Raw genomic sequence first — 10981 nt, 5'->3', positions numbered from 1 at the left:
CGCTGGCGGTGCGGCTGGCAGTAACCCTGCGGCGGGTAGCAGCAGCTCTCGTGCCGGGAGCGGTGGGGCGTCGGGCGGTGCGGGCGGCAGTGGCTCGCGCGCGGCGGGTGGTGCGGCGGCTGGCAGCGTGGCCGATAGTGGGTCTGAAGGCGACGAGGACCGTGCCGGTGGTGCGGCGGCGGGTCGTGCGAGTGGGCGGGCGGCTGGCTCGGGTGAGAGTGGTCCGACGGGCGTGCCGATTACCGGGAGGGCGTCCGCGGCCAACAGCGTTCGGCCCGCTGCGCCTGGGCGGCCGGTCAACTCTGACGGGCGTGGGCGGCCTGGGCACGGTGGGCGGCCCGCGGAGAGCCGTGGGCGGGCGGCCGGTAACGATCGTGCGGCCGAAGGTGATGGCGGCGGTGGCGCTGCTGCCGGTGGCGCGGGCGGGAAGCGCGCCGGCGGTGCGGCCGGCAACGGCAAGGCCGTCGAGAACGCGGACAACAGCCCATCTGGCCATACGAGCGCCCAACGGGCGTCGGAGCAACGGGTAAGAAGCGGCAAGCGAAGCGGAAGTCGGGCAAGCGGCGGCGCCGCTGGTAAGGGCGATACAAGCGGTGCGGACGGCGAGCCACCGGGGCCGGCGGGGCTGTCCGGTAAGGCCGACGTCGGCGACAACGGGCTGCGGAGTGCGGCTCCCGAGCTCGGCGGCGGCGACGCTTCTGTGGCGCGCGCTTCGTCCGTACCCGATGGGGCATTGCCTCCCCTGCGGTCCGGTGCGCCCGACGCCGCTGGGGACGAGCGCCGCCCGGAGTCGGCCGGGTCTCCTGCGTTGCGGTCCGCCGCACCCGGGGACGAGGGCCGGACCGACGCGGACGGTGACCAGCCTCAGGACGGGAACGACGGCAAGGACGGCAAGGGCAAGGGGAAGTGGCCTCGGCTGCGCGGGAGGCGCACCGCGGTCATCCGCTGAAGAACGAAAGACCCGGGCGGCCCGTGAGCCGCCCGGGTCTTTCCGTCATCCGGATCAGATCAGCGCTTCCACCACGGTGGTGGCGGCGCCTTCGTGCTGGGCGTACGCGTCGGGGAACGCGGACACCTGCACCGCCTGGGCGGCGCCGGCGATGGACATGTTCTGCCAGCCGAACACCTGCTGCAGCGCGGCGAAGAACTTCGACGCCGAAATAGCCGGTGTCATCAGCTCCTCGACCGTGCCCCAGCCGGTGCTGGTGCGCTGCTGGAACAGGCCGACCGAGTCGTGGTCGTACCCGGTGCCCTCGTTGGGGTAGTTGAGCGACTCCGGCAGCCCGGTGTTGGCCAGGTTGTAGAGGTTGCTCTCCTGCATCGCCGTCGCGATCGCGACGATCAGGCCGCGCTCCGGAATGCCCATGTTGACGCCGGTCTTGACGATCGTGGCGGCGTTGTTCATCTGCGCCTGGGTCAGGCCGGCCACCGGCGCTACGACGGTCGGCTTCGGCTTGGCCGTGGCGGTGGCGGTGGCGGTCTTGGCGGGGGCTGTTGCCTTCTTCGTGGTGGTCTTGCGGGGGGTTTGCTTGCGGGTGGGGGATTTGGTGGGGGTAGCGGCCGGCGTCGTGGGGGTGGTCGCCGACGGCGTGGGTGCGGGGGTCTCGGTGGGGGTCAGGACGTCGCGGGCATCGGACCGGGAAGCGCGTTGCTGCGTCTCCGCCAGTGACCGTTCCGCCGCGGCTCTCGCCGCCGCTTGCTCCGCCGCCGCCACCGAGGTGATGGCCCGGGCCGGCTGGTTCGCGTCGCGGGTCTCGACCGCGGCCGCGAGGCCGAGGCAGCAGGCGAGTCCGGCGACGAGTCCGATACGCGCCGCGGGGGTGGCGAATATCGGTTGGAGCCAACCGCGGAGCTTGCTCAGTTCCTTCGGCTCTATCTCTCGTCTGTGTCGCCCGGCCGGCTGTCCGTCTGAAGTGACCTCAACCGAACGGCTAGTCGGGCGAATTCCGTCATGTCGATGTTTTCCGATATCTCTGGGCGGCACCCGAAGAGGTTAGACAGGGCTCGCACCACTTTGACCTGGCACTTTTGTGGTCTGCGCCACATTCGCTTGGTGGGCAGCTAGTCAGGTGGGACGACCCGGGGAGGGCTCGGGCCGGCAAGGCGCCATACCGTCTTGTCCGTTTAATCCATGCACACGCGGACAAGCCTGGCAGTTCGGAAGCGTCTGCCCGCAATCGGGGCCCAAGCCGCCGCCTCGGTCGAATGGGGGAGTAGCGGTAACCATCGGGCCGAGCGCGGTATCGGCCCGCCGTACAAGTGTCGCTTGATCGTCTTTTGTCGTTCACGCGCGGGCCGGTCAGCGAATGGGCCAGGATTGTCTGTTATGGACGATGAGCCCGCTAAGCGGGTTTTGCCGGTTTTAGCCCGTGCTCTGGCGGTGAGCTTCGTGCCGGCGGTGCTGGCTCTCGGGTTGGCCTGGTTGCCCACGATGGCGGTCCTGCCGGCGTTGCTGCCGGGCGGCCTGGCGGGCGGTTTGGTGGGCCCGCCGCGGGTGGCCGGCCCCGCTGACTCGATCACCATCGCCGCCGCGGGCGACCTGCTGGTCCATCCGGAGCTGACGGCGCAGGCGGCGGCCGACGCGGGCCGGCCGGACGCGTACGACTTCACCAAGGTGCTGGCCGGCGTCGCGCCCCGGATCCGGGCGGCCGACCTGGGCATCTGTCATATGGAGACGCCGTTGGCGGAGCGTGGCGGGCCGTTCACCGGGTACCCGATCTTCAGCGTGCCGCCGGAGCTCGCCGACGCCGCGGCCGACGCCGGTTTCGACACGTGCTCGACCGCTTCGAACCATTCGCTCGACACCGGGATGGCCGGGATCGCGCGGACACTCGACAACCTGGACCGCGTCGGGATCCGGCACACGGGCACGGCCCGCTCCGCCGTGGAGGCAGCAAAACCGACAATTCTGGCGGTACGCGGGGTGAAGGTCGCCCAGCTTTCGTACACGTTCTCTTTCAATGGTCTGTCGCGTGAGCCGGGCAAGGAGTGGTCGGCGAACCTGCTCTCGACCGAGGCGGTGCTCGCCGGGACGCGCCAGGCGCGTTCCGCCGGCGCTGAGATCGTCGTGGTGTCGCTGCACTGGGGCACGGAGTACCAGAACGAGGCCGACGAGGGTCAGCTCGGCATCGCCAGGGAGCTGCTCGCGTCGCCGGACATCGACCTGATCGTGGGGCATCACGTGCACGTGGTGCAGCCGTTCGAGAAGATCGGCGACAAGTGGGTGGCGTATGGGTTGGGCAACCTGACGACCCGCTTCCCGGACGGGTCGCCGGAGAACACGCAGGATGCCGTGGTCGCGGAGTTCACGTTCGCGCGGGTAGGCCCGGGCCGGTGGAAGGCGACGTCGGCGTCGGCGGTGCCGACGTTCATGCAGTACCAGCCCGCGGCCCGGGTCGTGGACCTGCCGGCGGCGCTGCGCTCGTCGCCGGCGTCGGAGCGCGAGGACTGGGGCCGGATCCATCGCCGGATCGTCGGGTATCTCGACTTGCTCGGTGCCCGTCAGGCTGGCCTGCGGATCGACGGTCAATCTTAAGTGGAGTCCGGGGTCGGCGGACCTGAACGCCGGAAATCGGTTGGTGGCCGGGGTTTTCTGGTGTCCTGTGGCTACCGGCGACCGGTGGGGGTGGATGGGGTCATGCGGCTAGGTCTCAGTCGGCCGGCCCGGGTCGTCCGGGCCGTGGCGATGGGCCTGGGTGTGCGCGGCGCCGTCGGGGTGGCGGTGGCGTCGTTGCTCGTGGTGGCCGGCGCCGGCCCGGCCGCAGCGGCGGACGCGACGGTGTTCGCGCCGAACTCGGTGCCTGGCCGGACAACCGTGGTCGACGTCTGGTGCGGCGCCCGCGCCACCTCGGCCAGCGTGAACGTGGTCCCCTTCGGCGGGCCGCCGGAGCTGCCGCTGGAGCCCTACCCGGCGGGCGGGCCGGGCGCCTTCCGGGTCACGTACCTGATTCCGGCCAACGCGGCACCCGGCCAGTACGCACTGAAGGCGGAGTGCGACGACGGCCTCGCGGGCGACGCGACCCTCACGGTCGGGCTCCCCGCCGGGTCAGATGCGGCCGAGCCCGATGGCGGCCGCACCGCCCTGGCGCTGGTGGCATCGCTCGCGATCCTGGCGACGTTGGCCGGCGCCGGCGTGGCGGTGGCCCGGCGCTTCGGACCACGCTCGCGCCTGCACACCTGACGCGTCGGCGGGGTGTCAGCGCCACCTCGCGCCTCGCTCGAACCCAAACAGCTGGCGATCGGACCAGATCGTGGCGGTCTGTCGGACCTGACCTCGACCTTTGACCGGGCGAGGTCAGTCCTTGCCGCGCGTGGCCGGTCGCGGTAGGGCGTGGCCGGTCCCGGTAGGGCGGGGTCTGTGTTGGGTGGGAAGGGCTCGGGCGGTTCGCGGTCGGGGTTGGAGCCGGTGTGGTGGTCGAGCCGACGCTCGGCGGTGTTAGGCGCGGTGGTCGACGAGGACGATCCAGTCGTCGTCCTCCTTTTCGGCTGTTGTGCCGGGCGGCCAGACGTGGGTCTGGTTGGCGGCGGCTCGGACGTGGTCGATGTTGGGGCGGCGTTTCATCGTGGCGCCCGCGAAGCTGGCCCGGGCGTGGAACTCGGCGCGACCTAGGTTGACGGCGCCCTCGAAGACGGCGTTCTCGAAGTAGGCGTCGCCCTCGAAGGCCGTCCAGCGGAAGAAGGCCATGTCCTCGAACCTCGTCGACCGGAAGCCGGCGTAGTCCGCGAACCTGCCCCGCTCGATCGACAGGCCACTGTGGAACGCAGAGCTGCGGAACGACGTGGTGCCCTTGAAGCTCGTGTGGTCGAAGGTCGCCGTCTTGTCGAAGGTCGCCTCCGAGAAGGAGGCCGACGCGAAGCTGGCGCGTCGCGCCGAGAACTCGCCGCCGAACGTGGCGCGGTCGAAGGTCGCGTCGCCGTCGAAGACGCTCTCGTCGAGCATCACGTCGCCCGACGTGGTCAGGCCCTCGAAGGTCGTTGCCTGCCCGAAATGGGCGCGGGTCAGCGTCAGCCGACCCTCGGTGCGGGCCTTGGCGAAGCGGGTCGTGCCGACGAAGCGGGCGCCGGTGAAGTCGGCGTCGGCGAGGGTGCAGCCGCTCGCGTCGAAGTCGACAAGTCGGGTGTGGGCCAGGTCGAGCCGAACCTCCGGCCAATAGCTGTCGGGCGTGTCCGCGTGCAGGTGGCGGGTCAGGAGTCGCTGAGCGCTGCGGCGCACCTCGTCCTCGTGGTTTGCGGCACTCGGCTTGTCGCGCACCTCGTCTTCTTGCTCCGAGCCGGTCGTGTGGGCCCGCTCGCGTTCGTGGCCGGCCTCGGGTGACCGGTCGGGCTCGTCGGTCATGCGTAGGTAGGCGCAGATCACCGCAACCACCGTCTGGCGTTGGCTGACGTTGTCCTGCGCCAGGCGTTCGAGCGCGTAGAGCCCGCCCAGTCGGACCGCCGCCTTGTCGCTGCCGAGCAGGTCGACGGCCTTGGTGAACAGGTCGGTGACGCGGCGTTCGGTGGCGTCGTACTCGGCCCTGCGTGCCTGTTCTTCCTGGTTCTTCTGGCTGGTGGCGGCGACCTGCTCGGTGTGCTCCTGGATGCGTTCGCGGTGTGAGTGGTCGCGGGCGGCCGTGAACTCCTGATGGCGCTGGGACCGCTCGCTCAGCCACTGGCGACGTGCGGCGAGCAGCAGGGCCAGGCCGCCGCCCGTGCCGGCCACCACCGTCAGGCCCGTGCGGATCGCGTCGACCCGCAGGATGGCGCGGACGTCGACACCGGTGGCGCGGTTGGCTTCGCCGAGCAGCCAGTCGAGGACGAGCCAGCCCAGCACGATGGCCAGGAGCACGCCGATCAGCACGTGCCACCACGGCATCACACGGAGGTCGTCGGTGCGCTTGGGGTCTGCCACGGCGGTCAGCATGCCACCGATCCGTCAATCGGTTGGGTCGTCCTGTGGATAACTCTCGCTTGTGGATAAGTCCAACGCGCGACGCGTGAGAACTACCGTTATCGCCACCACGAGCGCCAGGAGCACGGCGATCACCTGGGCGGTCGCGGGCCAGAACGGTGCGGCCAGGATCAGGGCCGCCCCGACCGGGGGTGTGAAGAGGAGGAGGCCACGCTCATGCGGCACGTAGTGCAGACCCCACACGCAGAGGGTGTAGACGGCGACCGGGATCGCGATCGCGTAGCCCGCGGCCGTGTCGGAGATGTGTGGCTCACTGGTGTGGTGGTCGACGTTGACCACCAGCCCGGCCCCGACGGCGGCGGCCGAGGCGAAGATGAAGTAGTGGCCGTACCCCCATAGGAAGTTCCAGCCCGGGGTGGGGGCCGTCTCGCGATCGAAGTAGAGCCACCACATCGAGAAGACGATGATGATCCCCGCGGAGGCGAGCCAGATCAGGTCGGCGTCGGCGCCGCTGCCCAGCCCGCCCTGGAACGCGACCGACGCGGCCAGCACCGCCTCGCCGAGCACGATCAGGGTGAACAGGCCGTAGCGTTCGGCGATGTGGCCCGGGTGCCAGGGGGTCATTCCCGGCCGCTCGGCCACGATCGGCACCAGGAGCTCCGCGACGACGAGGCCGAGGAACACCCAGTACTCGACGCCACCGTGCACCAGCAGGTTCAGCCACCAGCCGACCTGCACCACGACGATCCCGATCGCGTACCGCGTCGCGGCCGCGCGATGGACGGGGTCCGACACGGCGGCCCGGATCCACTGGCCGACGTTGGCGAACCGCATCACCGAGTAGCCGACGGTGGCGATCAGGAAGTTCTGGTCCTCGAAGGCGGGCGGGACCCCGGCCGCGATGACCAGTGCGCCCACGATCGAGATCAGCACCGAGAGGCGGTAGATGTCGTCGTCCGTGTCGTACGCGGACGAGAACCACGTGAAGTTCATCCAGGCCCACCAGATGGCGAAGAACACCATGAGATAGGAGCGGACGCCATGCACGAAGTGATCGTCGGCAACGGTGTGTTCGAGCAGCGTGGCCGACTGGGCGACGGCTACGACGAAGCACAGGTCGAAGAACAGCTCCAGTGGCGTCGACGCGCGGTTGGGTTCGGTCGAAGACCGGGACCGCATCGGCCGGTACCAGGTGCGCCGCGCAGCAGTCGTCACCCAGGCACTTTTTCACAGGCTGGTGCCCTGGAGCGCGTCGACATCGGCGCCGGGCCGGGTGATCCTGCCGCGCGGGTGCGGGCGACTCAGGACGGTCGGGGTTTGGCACCCGTCGTGGTCAGGATGAGGTCGGCCACCAGGTCGGGGTCGTCGCTCATCGGCACGTGGCCGCAGCCCGGCAGGTCGACGTGGTGGGCGTGGGGCAGGCCGGCACGGGCCACGGTGGCCTGGCGGTGCCGGAGGATCAGGTCCCGGGTGCCCCAGGCGACCGTGACCGGCACGGCCGGTTCGCCGGCGAACGCGTAGCCGCGGCTGGCGCGGGCGATCGTTCGGAAGGCGGCGCCGTGCCGCAGGGCGAGCGAGTCGGCGAGGGCGCGGTCGAGGGTGATCCGGCCCGGGCGGGACAGCAGCATCCCGAACGCGGCGGCGCGCAGGCGAGGGGAGCGGAGCACGGTGCGTACGAGAGGGGTTGGTAGGCGGGACACGAGGCGGTGTGCCGTGAGGACCGCTACGGCGTAGCGGAGCTGGCCCGGCGTCGCGAAGCCGGCCGGCGACAAGGCGGTGGCCGAGGCGACGTGGCCGGCCGCGGCCAGTTCCAGGGCGATCGCGCCGCCGAGGCTGTTGCCGGCGACGTGTGGGCGTGGGTCGGTCTCGAATCCGAGCTGGGGTGGAACGGGATCGGCACGGTCGTGGCCGGGGGCCGGCCGGTGCGGAGTGGGAGCAGCAAGGTCGTCGCCGCTGGCGACCGGCGTGGTCGCGCCTGAAGCGGCGGGGTTGTCGTTCGACGGTCCGGCGGGTTTGTCGTTCGGTGGTCCGGCGAGGCCGAGGGAGGTGAAGAACGATGTGAGGGCTTCGACCAGCCCGGGCATGCCGACTGGGCCGGCCGCCGGTGCCGGGGAGCGGCCGAAGCCGGGCAGGTCCACGGCGATCACGTCGTGGTGTTCGGCGAGGCGGTCGAGTACGGGCTCCCAGGCGCGCCAGTGGTGGCCGATGCCGTGCAGCAGGACCAGGGGCGGGCCCGCGCCGCGGCGTTCGTGGACGAGGTCGATGCCGGTCATCGCTGCTGCGGCGCCGTGTTGCGGCCGTAGCCGCGGCCGAGGGCGTCGAGTTGGGCTTCGAGCTCGGGTACGGACGTGGCGGCCGCGCGGCGGGTGAGCCAGCCGGCGAGCGGGCCGTTCGCGACCGAGCGGAAGGCGGACGCCACGGCGACGGACCGGGGCACGTAGACCCGGCGCCGGCGGTGGGCGATCGCGTCCAGGAACCTGGCGGCGCAGCGTTCGACCGGGACGCTGCGGCCGAACGGGCCCGGCAGCCGGTCCAGGGCCGCGCGGAAGGTGGGCAGGTCGTCCTTCACGTCCCGGACCAGGTCGGTGTCGACCCAGCTCATGTGGGCGGTGCCGACGTCGACACCGCGGTGGGCGAGCTCGAGGCGGATCGCGTTGCCGAAGTGCTCCACGCCCGCTTTGGCGGCGCAGTAGGCGGCCATGCCCGGCAGCGCCGCGAAGGCGGCGGCCGAGGAGACGAGGAGGTAGTACCCGCGGCGGGCGGATACCGCCGCGACCGTGGCGCCGACCGTGCGGACGGTGCCGAGCAGGTTCACCTCGATGGTGCGGACCAGGGCCTCCAGGTCACCGACCGCGATGGTGCCGCGGTTGGCGATGCCGGCGTTGGCTACCACCGCGTCGATGCCGCCGAAGGCGTCGACCGTGCCGCGGACCGCGGCGTCGAGCGCTGCCTGGTCGGTGACGTCGGCCTCGAACCAGCGGGCGGCGTCGCCCAGTTCGGCGGCCAGGTCGGCGAGGAGGTGCGGTTCCAGGCCGACGAGGGCGACGCGGGCACCGCGGGCTACGGCCAGCCGGGCGGTGTGCGCGCCGATACCGCGTGCGGCGCCGGTGACGAAGACGACGGTGTCCTTCATGCGATCACCTCCGGACAGCTATGGCCACGCACCACCAGGAACGGGTGGCCGTGCCAAGCATGCCAGCGCCGACCACCCCCACCGCACCGCGCATGCTCGCGGCCGGCGTGTGGCGCGGCGAGGGCCGGCGTTCGCGCCCCGACGGCAGATCGTCGAGCTGCAGACGACCGACGCCGTCACGGCAGCGCTGTTCGGCGCATCCGCGCCTCGCGGGCTCGCGGCTCGCCGTGCCCGGGTCGTCGAGCTGCAGACGACCGACGCCGTCACGGCAGCGCCGTCCCGCGCATCCGCGCCCCGCGGGCTCACGGCTCGCCTGTGCCCGGGGTCGGCGGGGGTGGTCGTGTTGGTGGCGCGGCGGCGGCGCTGCGGGCGTGGATTGATGGCGCGCGGCGTGGTCGGCTGATGGGCATGTCGGCGGTGGGCGCCACGACTGCCATACACGGGCGTGCGCCTGCGGGCGGCGTGGTCGGATGGGCGGTTACGTGAGAGCGGCGCGGCGGTAGGCCTTGGGAGTGAAGCGGCGGGTGCGCAACCAGTACGACCAGGTGTGGCCCGGCCAGAGGGTCGAGACGCGGCCCGTGGGGTCCTGGTACCAGCTGTGGCACCCGCCCGACTCCCAGACGGTCCCGGTCATTCGGCGGTCGACGAAGTCGACGTACCGGGACTGCGCCTCCGGGGTCGGCTCCCACGCCCCGCCGCCGGCGCCCTCGATATGGGACAGGAGGCGCAGCAGATGGTCGATCTGACATTCGATCATGAACACCACCGACGTATGGCCCAGGCCGGTATTGGGGCCCAGCAGCATGAACAGGTTGGGGAAGCCGGTGACACCGGAGCCGAGGTACGCCCGCATGCTGCCGCCCCACGACTCCGCCAGGGTGCGGCCGTCCGGGCCGCGGATCACCGCCGCCAGCGGGGGATCGGTCGCGCGGAAACCCGTACCGAAGATGATCGTGTCGACCGGATGCGAAACGCCGTCCGAGGTCACAAGGCCTGACCGGGTCGCTGAGGCGAGCGGTGTCGTGATCAGGTCGACGTTCGGGCGGGTCAGGGCCGGATAGAAGTCGTCCGAGAGGAGCACGCGCTTGCAGCCCATCCGGTACGCCGGGGTCAGGGCCTGCCGCAGCGCCGGGTCCGTGATCGACGCGGCCAGGTGGCGGCGGGCCGTGCGTTCCGCCAGGCGCATCACCGGCGGGTGCAGGAAACCCAGCGCCGCCAACTCGCGTCCCCAGTAGACGCCCGCGCGGGCCAGGCGGCGCAGCGCCGGCACGCGGGTGAACGCCCGCCGCTCGCCCGAGGTGAAGTCGCGGTCGCCGCGCGGCAGAACCCACGGTGCCGTGCGCTGGAAGAGCGACAGGTGGGCCACCGCGGGCGCGATCTGCGGCACGAACTGCACCGCCGACGCGCCCGTGCCGATCACCGCCACCCGCCGGCCCCGCAGGTCAAGATCATGGTTCCAGGCCGAAGAGTGGAACGTCTCCCCGGCGAAACTCGACAGACCGGGCAGCGACGGGAGAGACGGCGCGGACAGCGGGCCGCCGGCGGCGACGAGGAAATCAGCCGTGTACGAACCCTGCGACGTGTCGAGCAACCACCGGCCGTCACGGAACACCGCACCCAGGACCTCATGCGACAGACGCAGCCGGTCACGCAACGACGACGCGCATTCCCGCAGGTAGGACCAGATCTCCGGTTGACCGGAGAAGCTCCGGCTCCACCCCGGGTTCGGCATGAACGACAATGAATACATGTGGGACGGGACGTCGCAGGCGCAACCGGGGTACGTGTTGTCGCGCCACGTGCCCCCGACCTCCGCCCCGCGGTCGAAGATCAGGAAATCCTCGCGGCCGGCGGCGCGCAGCCGCAGGCCCGTCGCGATGCCGCCGAAGCCCGCGCCGATGACGGCGATGGCGCAGTGCCGGGCGTCGGCGTCCATGAATCCTCCACGAGCAGCCATCCGG

8 protein-coding genes are annotated in these 10981 nt (G+C 71.6%); 2 read left to right on the top strand and 6 right to left on the bottom strand.

Annotation, left to right across the window (positions count from 1 at the left end; genetic code table 11):
* Positions 1–1003: 1003 nt before the first annotated feature.
* Positions 1004–1876, bottom strand: a complete 873-nt coding sequence (locus Air01nite_RS35510) for a hypothetical protein (protein WP_373310555.1) — start codon at positions 1874–1876, stop codon at positions 1004–1006.
* 504 nt (positions 1877–2380) lie between these two features.
* Here Air01nite_RS35510 and Air01nite_RS35505 point away from each other — a divergent pair.
* Both Air01nite_RS35505 and Air01nite_RS35500 read left to right on the top strand, forming a co-directional pair.
* The gene (locus tag Air01nite_RS35505) at positions 2381–3535 is read left to right on the top strand and encodes a CapA family protein (RefSeq protein ID WP_239091198.1); all 1155 of its coding nucleotides are present in this window, start codon (positions 2381–2383) and stop codon (positions 3533–3535) included.
* 102 nt (positions 3536–3637) lie between these two features.
* A complete protein-coding gene (locus Air01nite_RS35500; protein ID WP_203707767.1) occupies positions 3638–4180 on the top strand; it encodes a hypothetical protein in 543 nt (180 codons plus the stop codon).
* A 255-nt stretch (positions 4181–4435) separates the two neighbouring features.
* On the opposite strand, the gene Air01nite_RS35495 is transcribed toward Air01nite_RS35500, so the two are convergent.
* The 5 genes from Air01nite_RS35495 to Air01nite_RS35475 form a co-directional block, all read right to left on the bottom strand.
* Complete coding sequence (locus tag Air01nite_RS35495; RefSeq protein ID WP_203707766.1) at positions 4436–5887, bottom strand: pentapeptide repeat-containing protein; 1452 nt, start codon at positions 5885–5887, stop codon at positions 4436–4438.
* 24 nt (positions 5888–5911) lie between these two features.
* The gene (locus Air01nite_RS35490) at positions 5912–7102 is read right to left on the bottom strand and encodes a low temperature requirement protein A (RefSeq protein ID WP_239091197.1); all 1191 of its coding nucleotides are present in this window, start codon (positions 7100–7102) and stop codon (positions 5912–5914) included.
* A gap of 86 nt (positions 7103–7188) precedes the next feature.
* A complete protein-coding gene (locus tag Air01nite_RS35485) occupies positions 7189–8160 on the bottom strand; it encodes an alpha/beta fold hydrolase (protein WP_203707765.1) in 972 nt (323 codons plus the stop codon).
* Positions 8157–9020 carry an SDR family oxidoreductase gene (locus tag Air01nite_RS35480; RefSeq protein WP_203707764.1) on the bottom strand — a complete coding sequence of 288 codons (864 nt, stop codon included), beginning with the start codon at positions 9018–9020 and terminating at the stop codon, positions 8157–8159. Before Air01nite_RS35480 ends, Air01nite_RS35485 begins: the two co-directional genes overlap by 4 nt.
* A gap of 478 nt (positions 9021–9498) precedes the next feature.
* Positions 9499–10956 (bottom strand): flavin-containing monooxygenase, encoded by a 1458-nt coding sequence (locus Air01nite_RS35475; RefSeq protein WP_203707763.1) that lies wholly within the window; start codon positions 10954–10956, stop codon positions 9499–9501.
* Positions 10957–10981: the final 25 nt, after the last annotated feature.

The organism is Asanoa iriomotensis (genome assembly GCF_016862515.1).
GTDB lineage: Bacteria > Actinomycetota > Actinomycetes > Mycobacteriales > Micromonosporaceae > Asanoa > Asanoa iriomotensis.
The sequence above is the reverse complement of the archived record's forward strand: the minus strand, read 5'-3'. Positions and strand labels throughout refer to the sequence as shown.